This is a genomic window from Calothrix sp. PCC 7507, from assembly GCF_000316575.1.
Classification (GTDB): Bacteria; Cyanobacteriota; Cyanobacteriia; order Cyanobacteriales; family Nostocaceae; genus Fortiea.
The window spans coordinates 5,798,065-5,819,509 of record NC_019682.1 but is presented as its reverse complement, the minus strand read 5'-3'; the positions used below and the strand labels follow the sequence as shown (position 1 = coordinate 5,819,509).

16 protein-coding genes are annotated in these 21,445 nt (G+C 44.3%); 12 read left to right on the top strand and 4 right to left on the bottom strand.

Annotated features, from left to right (window positions below; genetic code table 11):
* The first annotated feature begins 64 nt into the window (after positions 1-64).
* The 4 genes from CAL7507_RS24960 (at position 65) to CAL7507_RS24945 (ending at position 4,873) form a co-directional block, all read left to right on the top strand.
* A complete protein-coding gene (locus CAL7507_RS24960; RefSeq protein ID WP_042342466.1) occupies positions 65-889 on the top strand; it encodes a M90 family metallopeptidase in 825 nt (274 codons plus the stop codon).
* A gap of 209 nt (positions 890-1,098) precedes the next feature.
* Complete coding sequence (locus CAL7507_RS24955) at positions 1,099-2,052, top strand: leucine-rich repeat domain-containing protein (protein ID WP_015131261.1); 954 nt, start codon at positions 1,099-1,101, stop codon at positions 2,050-2,052.
* A gap of 172 nt (positions 2,053-2,224) precedes the next feature.
* A complete protein-coding gene (locus CAL7507_RS24950; protein ID WP_015131260.1) occupies positions 2,225-2,791 on the top strand; it encodes a hypothetical protein in 567 nt (188 codons plus the stop codon).
* Positions 2,792-3,160: 369 nt separating this feature from the next.
* Entirely contained in the window at positions 3,161-4,873 is a 1,713-nt protein-coding gene (locus CAL7507_RS24945) for a bifunctional diguanylate cyclase/phosphodiesterase (RefSeq protein WP_015131259.1), read from the top strand.
* A gap of 63 nt (positions 4,874-4,936) precedes the next feature.
* Here the strand turns inward: CAL7507_RS24945 and speB are convergent, their stop codons facing one another.
* Positions 4,937-5,986: an agmatinase SpeB gene (speB, locus tag CAL7507_RS24940; protein WP_015131258.1), complete on the bottom strand. Its 1,050-nt coding sequence runs from the start codon at positions 5,984-5,986 to the stop codon at positions 4,937-4,939.
* A 1,054-nt stretch (positions 5,987-7,040) separates the two neighbouring features.
* On the opposite strand from speB, the gene CAL7507_RS24930 reads away from it, so the two are divergent.
* The 5 genes from CAL7507_RS24930 (at position 7,041) to CAL7507_RS31075 (ending at position 10,018) form a co-directional block, all read left to right on the top strand.
* The gene (locus CAL7507_RS24930; RefSeq protein WP_015131256.1) at positions 7,041-7,511 is read left to right on the top strand and encodes a hypothetical protein; all 471 of its coding nucleotides are present in this window, start codon (positions 7,041-7,043) and stop codon (positions 7,509-7,511) included.
* Positions 7,512-8,054: 543 nt separating this feature from the next.
* On the top strand, positions 8,055-9,101 hold the full coding sequence (gene lpxD / locus CAL7507_RS24925; protein WP_042341568.1) for a UDP-3-O-(3-hydroxymyristoyl)glucosamine N-acyltransferase: 1,047 nt from the start codon (positions 8,055-8,057) through the stop codon (positions 9,099-9,101).
* A 255-nt stretch (positions 9,102-9,356) separates the two neighbouring features.
* Positions 9,357-9,470 carry a DUF433 domain-containing protein gene (locus CAL7507_RS33230; RefSeq protein ID WP_236556810.1) on the top strand — a complete coding sequence of 38 codons (114 nt, stop codon included), beginning with the start codon at positions 9,357-9,359 and terminating at the stop codon, positions 9,468-9,470.
* Positions 9,471-9,644: 174 nt separating this feature from the next.
* On the top strand, positions 9,645-9,875 hold the full coding sequence (locus tag CAL7507_RS24915) for a type II toxin-antitoxin system VapB family antitoxin (RefSeq protein WP_015131253.1): 231 nt from the start codon (positions 9,645-9,647) through the stop codon (positions 9,873-9,875).
* On the top strand, positions 9,872-10,018 hold the full coding sequence (locus CAL7507_RS31075) for a motility twitching protein PilT (protein ID WP_015131252.1): 147 nt from the start codon (positions 9,872-9,874) through the stop codon (positions 10,016-10,018). Before CAL7507_RS24915 ends, CAL7507_RS31075 begins: the two co-directional genes overlap by 4 nt.
* Before the next feature lie 21 nt (positions 10,019-10,039).
* On the opposite strand, the gene CAL7507_RS24905 is transcribed toward CAL7507_RS31075, so the two are convergent.
* The 3 genes from CAL7507_RS24905 to CAL7507_RS24895 form a co-directional block, all read right to left on the bottom strand.
* Entirely contained in the window at positions 10,040-14,581 is a 4,542-nt protein-coding gene (locus CAL7507_RS24905; protein ID WP_015131251.1) for a tetratricopeptide repeat protein, read from the bottom strand.
* A gap of 41 nt (positions 14,582-14,622) precedes the next feature.
* Entirely contained in the window at positions 14,623-14,934 is a 312-nt protein-coding gene (locus CAL7507_RS32485; RefSeq protein ID WP_160166359.1) for a hypothetical protein, read from the bottom strand.
* 834 nt (positions 14,935-15,768) lie between these two features.
* On the bottom strand, positions 15,769-16,674 hold the full coding sequence (locus tag CAL7507_RS24895; protein ID WP_015131249.1) for a CoB--CoM heterodisulfide reductase iron-sulfur subunit B family protein: 906 nt from the start codon (positions 16,672-16,674) through the stop codon (positions 15,769-15,771).
* Positions 16,675-17,020: 346 nt separating this feature from the next.
* Here CAL7507_RS24895 and CAL7507_RS24890 point away from each other — a divergent pair, with 346 nt between their 5' ends.
* The 3 genes from CAL7507_RS24890 (at position 17,021) to tkt (ending at position 21,177) form a co-directional block, all read left to right on the top strand.
* Complete coding sequence (locus CAL7507_RS24890) at positions 17,021-17,272, top strand: acyl carrier protein (RefSeq protein WP_015131248.1); 252 nt, start codon at positions 17,021-17,023, stop codon at positions 17,270-17,272.
* 161 nt (positions 17,273-17,433) lie between these two features.
* Positions 17,434-18,684, top strand: coding sequence for a beta-ketoacyl-ACP synthase II (fabF, locus tag CAL7507_RS24885; RefSeq protein ID WP_015131247.1), 1,251 nt, complete (start codon positions 17,434-17,436; stop codon positions 18,682-18,684).
* Between the two features lie 480 nt (positions 18,685-19,164).
* Positions 19,165-21,177, top strand: coding sequence for a transketolase (gene tkt, locus CAL7507_RS24880; RefSeq protein WP_015131246.1), 2,013 nt, complete (start codon positions 19,165-19,167; stop codon positions 21,175-21,177).
* The last annotated feature ends 268 nt before the right edge of the window (positions 21,178-21,445 follow it).

The following is a 21,445-nucleotide window of genomic DNA, read 5'->3' as shown; positions in this document are numbered from 1 at the left end:
GGTGGGCAATGCCCACCACAACATGAATACGGTGGACATTGCCCACATTACAAGATTAAAACTAATGATTAAACTAATTATTATTTTCCTAATACTAGGGTTAATTGTGACTACTATTTTAATTAGCCCAGTCCTGATCCAACAGCGCAGAAACCGTCTAAAACGTCGTCCTTTCTCTCCACTATGGAATGCCATTGTTGAGAATAATCTTCCCGTTTATTTGTGTCTTTCTTCCTCTGAACGTAAAAGACTTCAGGGACATATTCAAGTATTTTTGGCAGAAAAACAATTTATTGGCTGTAGAGGTTTGCAGGTGACAGAAGAAATGAAACTAACCATTGCATCTGTCGCCTGTTTGCTGCTGCTGAATGAGCGAGGGGAATATTTTTCTAAACTGCGTTCAATTCTAATTTATCCCGGCACTTATTTTGTTAACCAAACCGTCGCCACTAGCAATTATGTTGTGGAAGAAAGGCGTGAGGCGAGACTAGGGGAATCATGGAGTCGTGACCAAATAGTATTGTCTTGGGAACAGGTGGAACAAGATATTCACAACTGGAAAGATGGACATAATGTGATTCTGCATGAATTTGCCCACCAATTAGATCAAGAGGATGGCAAAGCAGACGGTGTTCCTATTTTGCAGCGAAATTCAGATTATGGGAATTGGGCTAGGGTGATGACAGCAGAATATCAACAACTCTGCAATCTTATTGAACAGGATGTGAAAACTATAATTGATAGCTATGGTGCTACTAATCCCGCTGAATTTTTTGCCGTAGTCACTGAGACATTTTTTGAGCAGCCGCAGCAATTGCTAGAGCATCATCCGACATTGTATGAGCTACTACAAGGCTATTATCAAGTAGATCCTACACAATGGATTTAGTTGTTGGTGTTTCCGGTCTATTACTTGCTATTGTGGCTTATACCGTTTCTTTGTGAAGCTGCATATAATTCACCCCCCGGCTATCGCCGTCCCTCCTTACCAAGGGGGGACTACAGGGGGGTATTATTATGTGCATCTTCATACAAAATAGGTATTAGTTAATTTTCAAGATATAACGAGTTACACTATCAGATTAAGCGATTTCACTCATGACCGAGGAAGAACTGCTAAAAGTAATTGAACAAGCAGCGACAGAGGGTGTAACAGAACTCGACCTCTCTGGTAACAACTTAACGGCTTTACCACCTGAAATTGGTAAGCTAACTCAACTCAAAAAGCTAATTCTCGGCAAATATCAATATGATCAAGAGGGTTATATTGTCGATATTATCGGTAACAATCTGAGCGCTTTACCTAAGGAACTTGGTTTGCTCAATCAACTTGAAGAACTTCTAGTTCTTGCCAATCACTTAACAACTCTGCCAAGCGCAATTGGACAACTCACTAACCTGCAAACGTTTGTCCTCAAATATAATCAACTAAGCAGTTTACCAAGAGAAATAGGACAACTTTCTCACTTGCAATTGCTCGACATCAGGAGCAATCAATTGAGCAGTCTGCCAAGAGAAATAGGACAACTTTCTCACTTGCAATTGCTATATCTCAGGAGCAATCAATTGAGCAGTCTGCCCAGGGAAATAGAACAACTTACTAATTTGCGATCGCTCGATTTGGGCGACAACCAACTGAGCAGCTTACCGAGAGAAATCGGACAACTTTTTAACTTACAATCTCTCTACCTCTACAAAAATCGCTTAATCGATCTACCGAGCGAAATCGGACAACTTTCTCACCTGGAATCGCTTAACCTGGGTGACAATCAACTGAGCAATCTGCCGAGAGAAATCGGGCAACTTTCTAACTTGCGATCGCTGGGACTGGGCGAAAATCAATTGAGTAGTCTGCCAAATGAATTTACACAACTTACCAACTTACAAAGGCTCGACCTTAGCTTTAATCAACTGAGCAGTCTACCCAAAAAAATAGGACAACTTACTAACTTACAATGGCTTATTTTACACAACAATCAACTAAGCAGTTTGCCTAGTGAAATAGGACAACTTACTAATTTGCGATCGCTTGACTTGGCCGACTTCATCTGAGCAGTCTACCACGACAAATTAGACAACTGTCAAATCTAAGCATGGCGAAATCCAGTGCCCATCCTGTCTGAAATTTTCGGATCACAAATATACTTTGCATAAAGCTGATGAGGCAAACATATTATATACATGTGAGCTTTCGTAATTCCCCTGATTCAAGAGGTCAAGCTAAATGGCTAGGAAACCGTTATCTTTCGGCATAGTTGCAGTATTCATTACGACTATCGTTACCCTCAATATTGGTTCTGCTAAAACTCCAGCTTCTTGCGCTTCTCCACTTTCTGGTGGCGATTTTGAAGGACAACCTAGCCAAAGGGTCAGCAGTCCTTGGGTGGCTGAAGGTAGAGTTGGTGTTGATCAGGGATTGAATTACAGCTATGCAGGGAAAAACAACGTTTGGATGCGAAACGTATCTGGATGGAACGGCATCCGTCAACGTGTTAAATTACAGCCAAATACTCAGTATAAATTGACAGCTTATGTGCGGACATCAGGCAATGTCACAGATGGTTATTTTGGTGTGCGAGATGCTCAACAGAAGGTGTTTTCTGAACAAAAGTTTGGTAGCTTACCTCGCTACACGCCGCTGACTATACAATTTAGAACAGGCAACGAATCTACTTACAATATCTTCACCGGATTCTGGGCTTTGGGTCAAGATAGCTGGGTTCAGGTAGATGACTATCGTTTGACAGGTGGCTCTTGCGGCGATGTGGAATTAGTCCCAGCAAATAACTAGGGGTTTGTCAAGGAATAATTGACGAATAAATTCTCTGTAGAGACAGCGATAAATCGCGTCTCTAACTTAAAATATTAAGAAAAATTTTATTTATTGTACGTAATTTTTTCACTATTTTTACGTAGAATTCTTGTTTAATAAGTAATTCTACGATAGAGTTGTTTGGGTAAAAAGCTGATTGTATTGTTTTATTTACAGAAAAAATATACAAAATCTATGCAATGAGTAGCCATATTGGGAAGCATAATAAATGACCCTATATGGATTTTTTCGCTGAGAAAATTTTTTAGGATTGTGAATTTAAAATCCACTTTCACCAAAATACTTGGTGGCAAAATTAGCAACTCTTAGTTTTCATACATAATTGAGATGACGCAAAACCGTAAGCTTTACCTCTACACTTTCCTGGCTCAATTCGGATTTCTCAAGAAAAGTTACACCGCCAAAATTTTGTTGGTGGCTTTTTTAGGTACTCACATACCTCTTCTGGCTTTACTCGGCAGTTTTGTCATTTCAAATTCCTATTCTTGGGAGATAGCAGCACGAGTTTTACTGACTGCGTTGTTGGCAACGTTAGCGGGTACAGCAGCCACACTTTACGCCATAAACAACCTGCTTGCCCCAGTCATTTTGACCTCTACTGCATTACAAGACTATTTAAATACCAAGACTTTACCGGAACTGCCCACGGAATTTGTGGATGAAGTGGGTACATTAATGGCAGATACCTCTCAAACTCTGCAAAAATTAGATGAGTTAATTCACTACATCTCTAACTATGATGAAGTAACTGGATTGCCTAATCGAGATTTGTTTTGCGATCGCCTCTCACAGACTTTATCCCCACCTCAAAATAACCAGCGATTGGTAGCTGTGCTTTCGTTAGGTATCGATGATTTTACAGTGACTAGTCATGGCTTGGAGCATGAGTCATCAAAGTTGCTTTTAAGAGCAGTTGCCCAGCGTTTAACATCTTGCATGGGTCAGACAGAAATTCTCGCCTATGTGAGTGCAGGTGAATTTGCGATCGCCCGTACAGAAATTCCTTCTTTTGAGAGTGTGATCAAGCTATCCCAGTTACTGTTGAGTACCATAGCAAAACCCTTTTCTCTGGATGGTAACTCGATTCATATCACAGCTAGCATCGGGATCACAATTGATGGACTGGATGGGCTAAATAGTGTAGATCAACTCTTACAACAGGCTCACATCGCACTCTACCAGGCGAGGCAACAAGGGCGTAGCCAAAACAAGTTTTATTCACCAGAGATGAATGCTCAGTTGCAAAAGCGAATGTCCTTAGAAAACGAGCTACATGGAGCCCTGGAGCGCAACGAAATGTTAGTTTATTATCAACCTTTGGTTGATTTGCATAGCGGAAAAGTGACGGCATTAGAAGCTCTGGTTCGTTGGCAACATCCTACTAGGGGTTTGGTTTCTCCAGTCGAGTTTATTCCCATTGCCGAAGCTAATGGTTTAATTGTGCCCATTGGTGAATGGGTTTTGCGAACTGCTTGCGCCCAAAATCGTGCTTGGCAACTCACTGGATTCCCTCCTGTGCGGATGTCAGTGAATCTGTCAGGACGGCAGTTTGAGAAAGCAAATTTGGTGGAGATTGTCAAGCAGACTCTGGAAGAGACGGGATTGGCAGCATCCGATCTAGAACTGGAAGTGACTGAAAGTTTCTTGATGACTGACATTCAGCACTCTGTGAGAACCTTACAAAAATTACGAGAACTGGGCATATCCCTAGCACTAGATGACTTTGGCACTGGCTATTCTTCTTTGAACTACTTAAAGCGTTTTCCTGTGAACATGCTCAAAATTGATCGGTCATTTGTGCAGGATGTGACATCTAATGCTGATAGTGCTGCTGTGACTGATGCCATTATTGCGTTGGCTAAAAGCCTCCATTTAAACATCACAGCAGAAGGTGTAGAAACACAAGAACAACTTGACTACCTGCAAATGCGCGGGTGTAATGAAGGCCAAGGATTCTACTTCAGTCGTCCTATTTCCGCTGAGGCGATCGCTCAGATATTAGAGAAAGGTTATTCAATGATGGAGTTGCTTACTGCATAGGGCATGAGGCATTGGGCGTTATAGGGAATAGTTATTTATTGCCTATTGCCTATTGCCTGTTCCCTATTCCCTATTGCCTTGCTGAGATAAATCGAGAAAATTTGCCAGCTTGTAAACTATCCGCGCCCCGACATTGCCATCCCACTCAGCGTCACCAACTTCGCAGACATCAAAGCCAATAATTTTGCGATCGCTATTAATTAATTCCCTAAATAAACAAAAAGCTTGTTCTAATTCTAGTCCCCCTGGGACGGGAGTACCTGTATTTGGACAGAGTTTAGGATCTAGACCATCAACATCAAAACTAATATAAACGTATTCAGGTAAATGACTAATAATTTCTCGACATAAATTAATCCAAGTACTTCCAGAATAGAGCCTTTGTTTAATTGCTGGATCATAATAAGCCACAATTCGACCATTTGATTGGTCAATTATTTCCACTTCATCATGACAAATATCGCGCAAACCCACCTGCACTAATTTAGTAATTTGTGGTATTTTCATGGCATTGAACATGATTGATGCATGGGAAAACTCAAATCCCTCATAAGCATCGCGTAAATCTGCATGTGCATCGATGTGCAAAATCCCATAGTTTGTGTATCTCGCTGCCAAAGCCTGGAAATATCCTAATGGTGAACTGTGATCGCCACCAATGACTGCAACGCGCTTACCATTTTTAATTGCTTCTTGAGATTGTGCAAACAGCCATTGATTCACCTGTTCACAAGCTTGATTAATTTCTGTCAATATAGATGTTAAATCTGGTGTATCTGTCAGTGATTTGCCTTGGGCGAGTCGCTCGATAATTTCGGCTGCTAAGGTGCGATAGTATTTATTCTTCTCTAAAATATCCTGGGGAATTTCTACCATAAAAATTCCCTGTTTCCATCCACTAGGATGATCAAAATCGAACAAATCCAGTTGAGTCGAAGCATTTAAAATTTGCTGCGGGCCGTTGGCGGTACCTGCTTTGTAGGATACAGTAACTTCCCACGGTACACCAATAACGATCAGATTGGCTCCTTCATAGTCAAATGGTAAACCAAGAAGGTTGCCATTGATTTCACCTACCCCACTGGGATCGTAGTCCGGTTGTTGATTACTCATCGATATTTTTTGTAGATTTACGTGGGCAGACAAAATGCCACTTGGTGAACATTTGCATTTTAGCTAAATCCCTTGGAGTCTCACGCATAAATATGTAACATAGCGATCCAGTTTGATTCCTGAAAAAATCTAAGTATATGTAGTATCTGTAGTGGCGTGTCAAGGCTAAATTTGTGCGTTAACCAAAAATACATTGTACGGGCACGGCACTAGTAAGATTATTGGCTTGCCGAAAAGATATCGTACGGGCACGGCACTAGTAAGATTATCGGCTTACCGAAAAGATTTAGGATGCCGTGCCCCTACTTCGCAACTGAACGAGATTGTCTTTTATGGGTGGTTCATTTGATTGCATTAGATTTGTGGTTAAGAAGGCGCTGTTGGCGCAGCCTCTCGTAGAGAAGAGAAATTACGAACCTTTTTTATTGCAATATTTAAGGCTTGCCACGACACTACGTGTATTTCAAAAATAAAATAGGGGCCCTATACTATCGTTTAATTAGTGAATATTCAAACACCGAGTAAAAAAAGAGTGAATAAATTTTAAGAAATATAAACTTAGTTTAGCTAAAAATAAGTTTTATATAACTGCTTGTATAAGAAAAACTCTACCTTTAGTATATTGACTGATTTAGCAATTATCCAAATTCAGGGCATGTTTGAGCTGGAGGCTTAATTTTGGAAATCCAAAAATTGGGATTTGATTTCCTATCAAAATTCATTCAGGTTGAGATTTGGGTGTTTCTTGTAGGGCTAATGTCCTCTATATTTTTTCTGATCATCAAAAAGAAAATTAATATTAGAGGATTATTGCAAGAAAAGGACAGCCAGAAAACTTATAGTCCAGCACGCTTGCAACTACTGCTACTCAGCGTCATATTTGTTGTCGTTTACCTAATTGAGGTCAGACAGAATATCAACTTGTGCAAAGTGCAAAATTTGCCGTGTAGTCTGCCAGAAATTCGCTCAGAATATCTTTTGATGTTAGGAGGAAGTAATTTTGTCTACATTTGGGGCAAATTGTCCTCAATAATTAGAGAACGGAGGTCAGAGCGTGCCTAATATTAATGATTTGTTTACGATTCTGGCGCTAGTTATCGGTTGTATCATTACCATTTTCGTCGCAGTTTTAGAAATATTTATCCTAATATTTATTTGGGACGGAACTTGGAATGTAAACACTCGTAAAGGTAAAAGGCGGGGAATAAATCTAGAAAAGCTAATTAGTGAAAGCTCTGGTGATGCCAGTCTGGCACGTTTTCAACTGTTGATATTCGTGTTTGTCATTTCTATGAGTCTAGTATTAATCATTACTAGCGGGAAGCCACCTTCGTTTCCTGCCTCAATTCCCGATCAGATTTTGGGATTATTAGGCATTAGCAGCACTTCCTATGTTCTTGGTAAAGCTCTCCAAGGGATCAAACCTTCTTCAGCAGAAGAACCGTCAAGTGTAGCTACAGCTGCTTCCCCACCACCATCTCCAGAACCGCAATCTTATGATGGGCAGGATTTACCACCATCTTAGTTTTCTTGATGTTGAAAACATCTAAGTGTCTGTAGCTGATCAAAACCCTGATCAGGTGGGCAGTGCCCACCATACTACGGAACTTGAAAAAGGTAGAAGGCAGGAGGTTCAAAGTTAAATTATTTACCTATTCCTCCCCATGCCCTTTTTCATGCGTTATTTGTGTACGCATTTCATGATGACTACTTACCTACATATAGCAGTCCGCTTTGATTTTTGAACTACATGTAGGGGAGCCACTGCTCGACTAGGGTTCCCCGGCTTAAAGGAGCCAGCGCCTAAAAAGGCACAGAGTCAACACCCTAGTAGTCTGTCAGGGTTGAAATGAGGGACTGTAGTGTGAGCGTCTCGCTCACGCGGGCTTTTCGTCCCGCACTACCAAAAACCCCTCAAAACAAAATTGACAAACCACTAGGCATTGCCCACCCTACAAATACTTTGATTTGTTCAAAAATCAAATAGGAGTTCTATACCTGTAGAACATTATCGTCACAAAGAGCGACAATTATCTTGCCTTTGTAGATGACTTGTGAAAGCACAAACATGAAACTCAGCGAAATCTTAAGCCGAATCGGCGACGCTGTCACCGATCATAGCCTCACTGCTAATCAAAACCATGACCCAGAGATTACAGGGGTAGCAGCGATTGATGAAGCTACTATTGGCACTCTTAGTTATGTAGAAGGAGGAAAATTTGCGTCTTTGGTGAGTAAGACAAGCGCCAGTGCTTTAATTTTGCCTCAAAATAAAACATTACAGTTGCAAGCACAAGAGCAGGGTATCGCCTGGTTAGCTACACCACAACCACGACTGTTATTTGCCAAAGCGATCGCACTTTTTTATCAACCATACCAACCAAAGGCAGAAATTCATCCTAGTGCGGTAATTCATCCCACAGCCAAAATCGGCAGTGATGTTTATATTGGGCCTCATGTTGTAATTCAGCCAGGGGTGGAGATTGGCAATGGGGCAATTATTCATCCCAACGTAGTGATTTATCCAGATGCCAAAATAGGCGATCGCACCACCTTACATGCTAACTGTACCATTCACGAACGCACCCAAATTGGTGCAGACTGCGTAATTCACAGTGGCACTGTCATTGGTGCAGAAGGCTTTGGTTTCGTTCCTACCCGGACTGGTTGGTACAAAATGGAACAATCTGGATATACAGTCTTAGAAGATGGTGTAGAAATAGGGTGTAATAGTGCCGTTGATCGCCCATCTGTGGGAGAAACACGGATAGGTAGCCAAACCAAAATTGATAATCTAGTGCAAATCGCCCACGGTTGCCAAATTGGTTTTGGTTGTGCGATCGCTGGTCAAGCTGGTATGGCTGGCGGTGTAACATTAGGCAAGCGAGTGATTTTGGCAGGACAAGTAGGAATTGCCAATAAAGCGAAAATGGGTGATGGGTCAACGGCTTCAGCTCAGGCTGGCATTCTACACGATATTGCGCCAGGTGAAATTGTCTCTGGAACCCCAGCAATTTCACACAAACTATATCTGAAAATATCTGCAATTTATAAACGCTTGCCAGACATACACCAGACTTTTAGACAATTGCAACGGCAAGAACAAAATAAATGAGGCTTTTATCCTCGTGAATGAGGCTTTGATACTCGTTCACGAGGCTTTTATCCTCGTGAACGAGTCTTTTTATATTGTCGCCGATTAATTAAGAGTCATGCGATCGCATCTGGCAGCGTGATATTAAAAGACTGCATAAGCTAATTAGATTGTTAGCGATTAATTTAAGAGTAACGCGATCGCCTCTCCTCTTCACCAAGCCAACAAATAATCAGACTGTGCAACAATAGCTGTAGCTTAGTCGGAGTACAAACTATGGACTGGCAACAGTACATTCATTCAGACCCTAAAATTCTGCTGGGTAAGCCGACTGTCAAAGGAACTCGTTTATCTGTAGAGTTCTTATTGGGTTTCTTTGCAGCAGGATAGACAGAACAACAAGTGCTAGAAAACTATCCTACTCTAACCTCACAAGCATTAAGAGCGGTATTTGCTTTTACAGCAGAGTGTATGCGTGAAGAATCTTTTCTATAAGAATGCAATAAGCTTAAAAAAATTATTCAGATTGCATAAATTGTATTTTACACAACCGAGGACAAAGCGATGACCATTATCACAATAGATGATGAACTAATTAATGAAATTATCGCAGTCAGTCACTATAAAAATCCACAGGAAGCAGTCATTAAAATATTATCCAATTACTTGCAGCAACAAAAAAAAGAACTGCCTTTATTTGAGCGACTACGTTTTATAGACGACGAATCTGCTGAAGATGATATCGCCTCGTTGTTTGAACGTGATAGAGACACAGGTAGGAATTTTGAACTATGACTTATCTAATAGACACCTGTGTAATGTCTGAGTTTGTTAAAAAAGCTCCCAACCCCCAAGTTAGTCAATGGTTTAATCAGCAACCGATTGAACAACTATTTTTAAGTAGTATTACTATCGCTGAAATAAAAAAAGGGATTTAGAGCCGAGATATTCGCACTCCCTCATCCCCCCACAACCTGACTGGGGTCAAACAACCACCCATCCCCGACTATCTCCTCTAGGCGTTGGTTGAGTCGCGGGAGGAAATAATCTGGATCATTTAGCCGTTGCTGGACAAACCAATTATCAAATGCTTCCTCTGTCTCAATTCCTTGGACACTTGCCGCACCTAATACAATCTTGAAACTACTCTCTTGGAGTTCCTCTAACTGCGGATGACCTTCACCTCGGTAATTGCAAAAGAACATTGCCGTTGTACCTAGCAAAGCTTTTAGCTCATCACCTTGAGGCACTCTATCATATAAAGCACGAATTAGATAAATGGTATCTGCTAAGGGCGCTTGAATCTTGAGCGTCAACCACATTGCTTGAGCTAGGTAAACCAAACTCTTGCTTTCATCTGCTACGCCTAAATTACTTAGAACTGTCACCAAATCACTATAGGCACGAACTTGTGCAAGTGTGGAAGCAACTTCCTCCCAGAGTGCGATCGCTTTAGTGATGTCCCCTTGTTGGGCGATTACCTGTGCCATGTTGCTGAGGGTAGCAGCTTTCCCTTGGACATCGCCTATCTGCTCAAATATTTCCAAGGATTGCTCCCACAGTGCGATCGCTCTAGCGATGTCCCCTTGGTGGGCGAATTGCTGTGCCATGTTGCTGAGGGTAGTGGCTTTACCTTTGACATTGCCTATCTGCTCAAATATTTCCAAGGATTGCTTGTAGAGTGCAATCGCTCTAGCGATGTCCCCTTGGTCAGCGATTACCTGTGCCATGTTGCTGAGGGTAGTGGCTTTACCTTCGACATTGCCTATCTGCTCAAATATTTCCAAGGATTGCTCGTAGAGTGCGATCGCTCTAGCGATGTCCCCTTGGTGGGCGATTATCCGCGCCATGTTGCCCAGGGTAGTGGCTTTACCTTGAACATCGCCTATCTGCTGTTGTATTTCCAAGGATTGCTCGTAGAGTGCGATCGCTCTAGCGATGTCCCCTTGGTCAGCGATTACCTGTGCCATGTTGCTGAGGGTAGTGGCTTTACCTTCGACATTGCCTATCTGCTCAAATATTTCCAAGGATTGCTCGTAGAGTGCGATCGCTCTAGCGATGTCCCCTTGGTGGGCGATTATCCGCGCCATGTTGCCCAGGGTAGTGGCTTTACCTTGAACATCGCCTATCTGCTGTTGTATTTCCAAGGATTGCTGCCAAAGTGCGATCGCTCTAGCGATGTCCCCTTGGTGGGCGATTATCTGTCCCATGTTGTTGAGGGTAGTGGCTTTACCTTTGACATCGCCTATCTGCTCATCTATTTCCAAGGATTGCTCCCACAGTGCGATCGCTCTAGCGATGTCCCCTTGGTGAGCGAATTGCACTGCCATGTTGTTGAGGGTAGTGGCTTTGCCTTTGACATCGCCAATTTGCTCAAATATTTCCAAGGATTGCTCCCACAGTGCGATCGCTCTAGCGATGTCCCCTTGGTGGGCGAATTGCACTGCCATGTTGTTGAGGGTAGTGGCTTTACCTTTGACATCGCCAATTTGCTCAAATATTTCCAAGGATTGCTCCCACAGTGCAATCGCTTTAGTGATGTCTCCTTGTTGGCGGAATACCACTGCCATGTTGCTGAGGGTAGTGGCTTTACCTTTGACATCGCCAATCTGCTCAGATATTTCCAAGGATTGCTCCCACAGTGCGATCGCTTTTGCGATGTCCCCTTGTTGCGCGATTATCCTTGCCATGTTGTTGAGGGTAGTGGCTTTACCTTGGACATCGCCAATCTGCTCAGATATTTCCAAGTCTTGCTCCCAGAGTGCGATCGCTCTAATAATATCCCCTTGTTGCGCGATTATCCTTGCCATGTTGTTGAGGGTAGTGGCTTTACCTTTGACTTCGTCTATCTGCTCGGATATTTCCAATGATTGCTCCCAGAGTGCGATCGCTCTAATAATATCCCCTTGTTGCGCGATTACCTCTGCCATATTGTTGAGGATAGCGGCTTTTCTTTCTAAGTTCTCTTCAGGACAAAGGTCTAAAGCTTGCTCATAACGGGTAACAGCCTCTTGGACAAAACCCAAAACCGCTTCTGCAAGGGCGACAGTTCCCAAGATGCGGTAGTCTTGGAAAACTGCCAGAACTTGCTCACATAAATCTAAAGCTTCTACAAAGCGGGAATTGTTCACCCAATTGTTTGCAATCCTATCCCCAATGCTGACTGCAATCTCTTGCTCTTTCGCCAGCAGTCCCAACCGCACAATTTCTAATGTTTCTGCTTCCGTGGGGTTTTTATTCTCCTCCCACCAAGCTTGACGGATTTTCTTTACCGCTTGCTGTCGCGTTACTTGCCATTCTTCCTCACTCAACACTGCTTCTAACAATGGTTCTAAAATTGTCGTCACCCGGTAATTAGCTGGTTGTGTAGCGTAAGTGGTAGCGGACTCGACTAGGCTGAGGCTGACAAGCTTTTGCAGAGGTGGGGAAGTGGGGGAAATAGCGTTGATAATTTCCTCAGTCACGGGTAAGTGAAACACACTCAACCGCGCCAGAAACTTCCGTTCCTCCACTTCCAACCCATCCAGCAGGGTTTGCGCCAAAATATTCTCGCGGAATTTCTGCTCAGTCGCTTCCAACCGATTCAGTAATTCATCCGCCGCCAATCCCGGCTGCTGCACCACATCCAATAGCCACTTCAACAACCGGGGATTTCCATCAGCAATCTTGAGAATCCGCTGAGTTCTTAACTGTTGCCTAACTTCCTTATCTAAGGGAAAGCAGATTTTATCAATATCACTGCTGTTCATCCCCGCCAAAGATTCCAAGTGCAGGCGATGAGGTGGCAAAGTGTCTGATTTCAAATAGCGACAGGTGACAATCAGCCGACTTTCTGCCCCGGTTTCTGCCAACGCTGCACAAATCGCCGCTAAAATTTCGTAAGCCCCTGTCGTCATCCGCAGTGAGCCATCTTCAATATTCGCTGTGGGTATATTCTGCTCAAAGTCATCCAGCACCAACAGCAAGGGTTGATTGTGTTCTTGTTCAATCGCCTCAAAAAAGTTTTGCAACCGCCCTTTTAAAGACACCTTTGGTTCATTCAACAGTGCGGGGACATCTGCAAACCGCTCATACTTATTAGAAAGCTTATTCAGCAAACCCCACTCATCCAAAACCCCAATCAACACCACCCGCGCAAAGTTAGGACGCTGCGCCTGCACCCGCGTACATAACCGCGCCGCCAGGGTACTTTTCCCCAGTCCCCCCATCCCCGCAATAAATACGCCAATTTGGTCGCTAGTTTCCCGCAAAGCCCTAAGACACCGTTGCAAATGCCGCCTGCGTCCCACAAACTCAAACTGACTGGCAACTTTAACTAGATTATGCTCATCCAGAAATTCTTGCTCTGGCGCTGTAAACTTCAGCTTTTCCCGGTGCTTTGTTCTCAGTGGTGTCACCAGTTCGGCAATGGGGCGTGTATCTCTATACATCCGCAACAGATGCCAGTCGGTGCATTCTTTGTCAATCATCTCCAGCTGCGCCGCTTTCACAGCCGCTTCCACACTTGCCCCCGTCGCCAAAGCTTGGTAAAGTGCCTGTGCTGCCACAATACCCGTTTTGTCATACACTGGACGCGCCCAGCCTAAAACTATACCCGCCCCCGCCTTCACCAACGCCTGCGCCATTGAGGGTACTGTTCCCTGATTCGGAACCTGTCCCGTATGACAACCAGAGAGAAAAGTTACACGCGGCCAGCGTCCGCGAAAGGCTTTAGCTAAATCATTGACGGTGGTAAGTTGCAAATTCCCCACCTCATCCTCGGTGATAAAGCAGGGAGTATTATCTGCTAGGGTTACACCTTTTGGCAGCAAATAACTATATGATTTTTTGGTATAAATTATCCCGTGTCCGGTGAGGTGAAAGACATCAAAATAGTCTTCTGGATAAGATTTCACCAAATTAGCCAACTCAGCAACCGAGCCACTTTCCTCAACAATCAACGCTAAAGGCTGATCCTTGGTTGCTTGTAAAATATTCGCTTCTTCCCGCTCAAATTCCAATAGCGGTACTTTCGGATCTTCCGGTGAAGTCGCCATAAACAGCAACCGTAACGGGCGATTTTGCACGCCAATCACTTGGGTTTGACGCTGCTGCACAGAACGCACAGGTAACACAGAAATATCCCGGCGTTCCATTAAAAACCCACTGCCATTATGTAGCAATTCCCAAGGCAAATGTGCCAATCCCAACGCCACCCGTTCTGTTTCCGGGTTCAACCCCTGCGCTTCGCTAGTTTGAATCAAATCCAGATAAATCGTTTGCTCATCCGCCTCATCCAGCGCCTTTCTCAGCCATCCTTCCTTCCCATCCAGCCATTGATAAAGTTGTCGTCCCAACTGTGTGAGATAAGGTAGCCTGTCTACTTGTTGAGCATAGTAATTTTGCTCACACAAATCCATGAGTGCAGCTAACTCCGTTTTATCCAGACGACGCAACCCATAATCACAACGCAGTTCAAAGGTTTGCTGTTGACTGAGAGCGAAGGTAAATTTCAGGGGCATAGCTAGCAGCAGTAGATTTTACAATCATCTTCACCGTATTATCACCCTATTCCTGATAATTCCCTGTCAAAAAAACTCGTCAACGAGTCTTTGATACTCGTGAATGAGGCTTTGAACTCCGTTAATGAGTCTTTTATCCTCGTCGGCGAGGCTATTTTCCTCGTGAATGAGGCTTTTATCCTCGTCGGCGAGGCTATTTTCCTCGTGAATGAGGCTTTTATCCTCGTCGGTGAGTCTTTTATCCTCGTGAACGAGGCTTTTATCCTCGTCGGCGAGTCTTTTATCCTCGTGAACGAGGCTTTTATCCTCGTCAGTGAGGCTATTTTCCTCGTGAATGAGGCTTTTATCTTCATGAATAAGTCTTTGAACTCCGTTAACGAAGCTTTAGAGTGTATGAGTGAAGAATATTTGTACACTCTAATTTCAGTAAGTGGGCACGATTGCATAGAATACAGATCATTGGTAGTAGCACAGCATTGCTCATTGGTGTCAAATTGAGCTACAACGCTTACCCGACATACATTTTACCGCTCCCCTTGCTAACTACGGTGTACACACAAGTAGTATTGGCAAGGGTTTCAGGCGTTATAGACCCCTTAAATTGTCATTACGAGCGGAGCGAAGTAATCGCATAGTCCCGTGGTTTTTGCGATTGCTTCGTCGTTCCTCCTCGCAATGACAGGCTGACAGAGCGGACGCACGACCAAAAGCTAGATGAGGAAACCAAGTAAGTAACTACGCAAAATTAATTACAGTCATTGCGAGCGAAGCGAAGCAATCGCAAGGGCTGGGATTGCTTCATTTCGCTTCGCTGCATTCGCAATGACATTGTGTAATTAATTTTGTTTAACTACTTACTAGGGGTAATTTCAAGACTTGTGTGTACACCGTAGCCTTGCTAAGGGGAGGGGAGGTTTTGCTGATGCAAAACCGGGGTGGGGTAATGCGGATCTTGATGGTAGGTGATTTAATTCAAAATCACGTCTTGACAAGGGTTTCACGTTAAGTTGACACGTATGAGCATTGCTGTGCCCTCTTGTGTATTGCTTCCATTCGAGAACCGCCATACACCATGCTGTAAGGGTTTAGCACTACTAAACCCCTACGTAGATTTGGACATCAATAATCTGCTCAGATATTTCCCAGGCTGGCTGCGAAAGTGCGATCGCTCTTGCGTCCCCCATTCCCTAAAATCCCAATTTCTCCAACACAGGCTTTGTCGAAACAATGTGGCGATCTAAACCCAACTCTTTGGGGCTAACGCCTAGCGCTAAAGCAATCAACTGGGGTAAATGCAACACAGGTAAACCCAACTTCTGTCCAATCACCTTTTCCACCTCTGGCTGACGGGAATCTAAATTCAGATGACAAAGAGGACAAGGGGTGACTAGACAATCAGCACCATTTGACAAAGCTTCTTGAATATGCGTTCCCGCCATTTGGAAAGATTGGGTAGTAGCGTAGCTAGATAAAGGCCAGCCACAACATTGTGTACGACCTCGATAATAAATTGGCTCTGCACCCACTGCCCGAAAAACATTTTCCATCGCTTCCGGGTTGAAGGGGTCATCATAGGGCATGGATTTTTGAGCGCGGAGGAGATAGCAGCCATAAAAAGCCGCACATTTTAATCCAGTTAACTTGTGGGTGACACGTTTGGTAATTTCTTCTAAACCATAATCAGTGACTAGGGCATAGAGAAGATGTTTAACCTCCGTACTGCCACGATAAGGCGAACAGCCTTCCTGATGCAGTAAACCATTTACCTGCTCAACGTAAGCAGGATTATCTGTCTGAGATTCTTTGAGACGTTCATTGACATGACCAATTACACCTTGACAGGTACTGCAATGAGTTAGTAAAGGCAAATTTAATTCTTCGGCTAAGGCAATATTTCTAGCGTTGACTGTATCTTCCAATAGCTGGGAATCTTCTTTAAACGTCCCAGAACCGCAACAAGCAGCTTTTTTCAATTCCACCAGTTGAATACCCAAAGCTTGGGTAAGGGCTTGAGTTGATTGATAAAGTTCCCGGCAGGCTCCCTGAGCAACACAACCAGGAAAGTAAGCGTATTTAAGCGTTTGAGATAGCATGTCAGTAAGTTTGGGTTAGAGCAGTCGCCCTCATCAATACTGTTTTATCATTCCTTGTTAAGTGATACTGGCAAGGCTGCCCATTCTGATTTGGGTATTGCCAAAAAATCAGTAATAATTACAAGACATAAGTATGTACAAATTGTTTGCGACTGCGTAGTGCGCCCTACTGTTCATCTTTGCAAAGAGAGGTTGGTGTCTTCCCATAAAAAACGGTGTAGGGGTTTTTGGTAAGAAAACCCTTCGGAAGTATACGGGCGATCGCGCTTTCCGATAAGATGTATATGCTCAAAACAATGTCCCCCATAAAGAGCAGATCATAGTAACTGGTTAAGGAATTTTATCTATGAGCCAAGCAGACGTTTTTGAACGGGTAAAGAAAGTAGTTGCTGAACAACTAGGTATTGATGCTGAGAAAATCACGCCACAATCCACATTTATCGACGATCTCGATGCCGATTCCCTAGATATTGTGGAACTAGTAATGGCTTTTGAAGAAGAATTTGATATTGAAATTCCCGATGAAGCCGCCGAAAAGATTTTATCGGTTCAAGACGCAGTGGATTACATCAACAACAACGTTGCTGCATCTGCCTGAAAAGCTATTGGGGAAGGGGGACTGGTGATTGAGTATTTGGTACTACTGGGGATTAAGTATCAAGTACGAATCAGGACAACTAGTACTACCAGTCCCTAGTCCCCAATCTCTAGTCCCCAGTCCCTTCTGTTTGCTGCTTTCTCGCCACCTTTAACTGAGTCATGACAGATTATAAACGTAGACGCGTTGTTGTAACTGGTGTTGGCGCGATTACACCGATTGGTAACACACCAGCTGAATATTGGAAAGGATTGTTGAGTGGACGCAATGGCATTGACTTCATCACCTCTTTTGATGCGTCTCGCCATGATTGCCGCATTGCTGGTGAGGTAAAAAACTTCGATCCACATGATTACTTGGAGCGTAAAGAAGCCAAGCGGATGGATCGATTTTCCCAGTTTGGGGTTGCGGCAGCCAAGCAGGCTCTAGCAGACGCGGGTTTAGTAATCAATGAATTGAACGCAGAACAGGTGGGGGTAATCATTGGTTCTGGCATTGGCGGTCTGAAGGTTCTAGAAGACCAGCAAACTATTTACCTAAACCGTGGACCCGATCGCTGTAGTCCGTTCATGATCCCGATGATGATCGCCAATATGGCAGCAGGTTTAACAGCAATTCACACTGGTGCAAAAGGGCCAAATTCCTGCTCTGTGACTGCTTGTGCTGCTGGTTCCAACGCTATTGGTGATGCTTTTCGCCAAATTCAAGGAGGGTTCGCTCAAGCAATGATTTGTGGGGGTTGCGAGGCGGCTATTACTCCTTTAGGATTAGCTGGTTTTGCTGCAGCGCGGGCGCTTTCCACTCGCAATGATGACCCTGCTCACGCTTGTCGTCCTTTTGACCGCGATCGCGATGGCTTTGTCATGGGTGAAGGGGCGGGAATTTTAATTCTCGAAGAACTGGAACATGCATTGAGTCGCGGCGCTCGTATTTATGCGGAAATAGTTGGTTATGGCATGACCTGTGACGCCTATCATATGACCTCTCCAGTCCCTGGTGGGTTGGGAGCAGCTAGAGCCATAGAACTGGCGCTGAAGGACGGGGGACTCACCCCCGATCAGGTGAGCTATATCAACGCCCACGGTACCAGCACCCCAGCAAATGATTCGACTGAAACCGCAGCGATGAAAAAAGCTCTAGGTGAACATGCTTATAAAGTGGCCATCAGTTCTACCAAATCGATGACAGGTCATCTTTTGGGCGGTTCAGGAGGGATTGAAGCGGTAGCAACAGTATTGGCGATCGCCCACGATCAAATTCCCCCCACCATCAATATCGAAAATCTCGATCCAGAGTGTGACCTAGATTACGTCCCCAACTCTAGCCGCGCTCAAAAAATTGACGTGGCACTATCCAATTCTTTTGGCTTTGGTGGTCATAATGTCACCCTAGCCTTGAAGAAATACCCTTAAATCAGTTAACAGTTAACAGTCAGCAAGGGCGTATCGGCGTAAGTTTAAGGCACCACAGCCTTCCACCTTTTTTGTGTAGTGTTGGCCTGAAGCGATAAATCTGATGACTGATAACTGATAACCCTTAAAAGCTGAAATTTTCTCCCTAGTCGGTTCTCTGAAAACTAGGACACGAAAAGTATCACAGAAATCATTGTGAACCAAGCCGAGGGTTCAGGATGACCGAATTATTAGCTTGATTAATCACCAGAAACTCAGGAGATCCCGCTTGTCCATCGACAATCGGGAATGGGATGATGAGGATACTGTGGGGAAATTTCCATCAGTGGTCAATTATCAGTGATCAGTTATCAGATTTATAAGGGTGACTAATATCCCATAAATAAACATGTTAACTGTTGACTGTTAACTGTTAACTGTCAAAACCCCGGTAAGTGTGAAGCTCAAAGAGTGCTAACCCGTCGTTAAGAACAAGAGATTATGGCTGTTGCAACCCAATCCCTCGAAGAACTTTGTATTAACTCGATCCGCTTTTTGGCGGTTGACGCTGTAGAAAAAGCAAAATCGGGACACCCAGGACTGCCAATGGGCGCGGCTCCAATGGCTTTCGTACTTTGGGATCGCTTTCTGAAGTTTAACCCCAAGAATCCTCAGTGGTTCAACCGCGATCGCTTTGTCTTGTCTGCTGGTCATGGCTCGATGTTGCAGTATGCCCTGCTCTACCTGACAGGCTACGACAGCGTCACAATTGAAGATATCAAGCAATTCCGTCAATGGGGTTCTAAAACTCCTGGTCACCCAGAAAACTTTGAAACACCAGGTGTAGAAGTTACTACCGGGCCACTAGGTCAAGGAATAGCCAATGGAGTTGGTTTGGCGATCGCCGAAGCACACCTAGCTGCTAAATATAACAAACCCGATGCTAAAATCGTCGACCACTACACCTACGTGATTCTAGGTGATGGTTGCAACATGGAAGGCATTTCCGGTGAAGCTGCTTCTTTTGCGGGACACTTGGGATTAGGCAAACTCATTGCTCTGTACGACGACAACCACATCTCTATCGATGGTTCCACAGATGTAGCATTCACCGAAGATGTTTCTAAACGGTTTGAAGCTTACGGTTGGCACGTCCTGCATGTTCAAGATGGTAACACCGATTTAGAAGCGATCGCTAATGCGATCGCCGCCGCCAAAGCTGTCACCGACAAGCCAAGCATGATTAAGGTGACAACTACCATCGGTTACGGTTCCCCCAACAAGCAAAACACCGCCGGGATTCACGGTGCCGCCTTAGGTGGAGACGAAATCGCACTGACTCGTCAAAACTTGGGTTGGGAATACGAGCCGTTCGTCGTCCCCCAAGATGCCCTCAACCACACCCGCAAAGCGGTAGAACGTGGCGCAGGCTACGAATCTGATTGGAACAAGATATACGCTGACTACAAAGCTAAATATCCCCAAGAAGCGGCTGAGTTTGAACGCTACACCAGCAAAAAACTGCCCGATGGTTGGGATAAAGTGCTGCCAACCTACACCCCCGAAGATAAAGCATTACCCACCCGCAAGCACTCAGAAAACTGCCTCAATAAACTAGCGGCGGTTTTACCTGAGTTAATTGGTGGTTCTGCTGACTTAACCCACTCCAACCTCACCGAAATTAAGGGTAAAGGCGACTTCCAAAAAGGAGCATACCAAAACCCCAACATCCACTATGGTGTACGGGAACATGGTATGGGCGCAATTGTCAATGGTATAGCGCTACATGCTTCAGGATTAATTCCCTACGGCGCCACCTTCTTAATCTTTACAGACTACATGCGGGCGGCTATCCGCTTATCTGCATTATCCCAAGCTGGCGCAATTTGGGTAATGACCCACGACTCCATTGGACAAGGTGAAGACGGGCCAACACACCAGCCAATTGAAACTCTGGCTTCCCTGCGCGCAATTCCTAACCTCACAGTATTTCGCCCCGCAGATGGCACAGAAACCTCTGGCGCTTACAAAGTGGCGATTGAGAGAGCAAAGCAAAACGCTCCTACTCTCTTGGCGTTCACTCGTCAAAATGTTCCTAACTTGGCAGGTACTTCGATTGAAGGTGTGGCTAAGGGTGGATACACTGTGGTGGAAAGCGAAGGTACACCCGATATCATCCTGATTGGTACTGGTTCAGAATTGAGCCTCGCCGTCACCGCCGCTGAGAAACTCACCGCCGAAGGTAAGAAAGTCCGTGTTGTTTCACTACCTGCGTGGGATTTGTTTGAAGCACAAGACGCAGCTTATAAAGAGTCCATCCTCCCGAAAGCTGTCACCAAGCGTTTAGCGGTAGAAGCTGCTTCTAGTTTCGGTTGGCACAAATATGTCGGTACTGAAGGCGATGTTGTGAGTATCGATCGCTTTGGTGCTTCCGCTCCTGGTAATGTTCTCCTAGAAAAGTTTGGTTTTAGTGTTGATAATGTGTTCGCTAAAGCGAAAGCATTGTTGGGTTAATTAGCAACAGATTATTCTCTAATATTGTTTGGGGTGGGTTGAAAAGCCTGCCCTTTTTTTTACACGGAGGGGCGCAAAGGTAAGGGACAAGCTGATTAATAATGTACCAATTGATTAGCCACAACCATCACCGGTGCGTGACGCTAAAAAATCATATATCGTTCAACTCAATGTATGGTCGCAGCGTCACACACCCTACAAATTGGTATTTTATTTTCCTGGAAATCCCTAAGCGCGGAGGTTGGCAAAGGGGGATTTATAATGGGGG

Bases quoted from the DNA above. Each gene is read 5' to 3' on its own strand.
- CAL7507_RS32485 (WP_160166359.1), bottom strand. From the start codon at position 14,934: ATGAAGATAAAAGCCTCATTCACGAGGAAAATAGCCTCACTGACGAGG.
- lpxD (WP_042341568.1), top strand. From the start codon at position 8,055: ATGAAACTCAGCGAAATCTTAAGCCGAATCGGCGACGCTGTCACCGAT.
- speB (WP_015131258.1), bottom strand. From the start codon at position 5,986: ATGAGTAATCAACAACCGGACTACGATCCCAGTGGGGTAGGTGAAATC.
- CAL7507_RS24890 (WP_015131248.1), top strand. From the start codon at position 17,021: ATGAGCCAAGCAGACGTTTTTGAACGGGTAAAGAAAGTAGTTGCTGAA.
- CAL7507_RS24895 (WP_015131249.1), bottom strand. From the start codon at position 16,674: ATGCTATCTCAAACGCTTAAATACGCTTACTTTCCTGGTTGTGTTGCT.
- CAL7507_RS24950 (WP_015131260.1), top strand. From the start codon at position 2,225: ATGGCTAGGAAACCGTTATCTTTCGGCATAGTTGCAGTATTCATTACG.
- fabF (WP_015131247.1), top strand. From the start codon at position 17,434: ATGACAGATTATAAACGTAGACGCGTTGTTGTAACTGGTGTTGGCGCG.
- CAL7507_RS24905 (WP_015131251.1), bottom strand. From the start codon at position 14,581: ATGCCCCTGAAATTTACCTTCGCTCTCAGTCAACAGCAAACCTTTGAA.
- tkt (WP_015131246.1), top strand. From the start codon at position 19,165: ATGGCTGTTGCAACCCAATCCCTCGAAGAACTTTGTATTAACTCGATC.
- CAL7507_RS24955 (WP_015131261.1), top strand. From the start codon at position 1,099: ATGACCGAGGAAGAACTGCTAAAAGTAATTGAACAAGCAGCGACAGAG.
- CAL7507_RS24915 (WP_015131253.1), top strand. From the start codon at position 9,645: ATGACCATTATCACAATAGATGATGAACTAATTAATGAAATTATCGCA.
- CAL7507_RS33230 (WP_236556810.1), top strand. From the start codon at position 9,357: ATGGACTGGCAACAGTACATTCATTCAGACCCTAAAATTCTGCTGGGT.
- CAL7507_RS31075 (WP_015131252.1), top strand. From the start codon at position 9,872: ATGACTTATCTAATAGACACCTGTGTAATGTCTGAGTTTGTTAAAAAA.
- CAL7507_RS24945 (WP_015131259.1), top strand. From the start codon at position 3,161: ATGACGCAAAACCGTAAGCTTTACCTCTACACTTTCCTGGCTCAATTC.
- CAL7507_RS24960 (WP_042342466.1), top strand. From the start codon at position 65: ATGATTAAACTAATTATTATTTTCCTAATACTAGGGTTAATTGTGACT.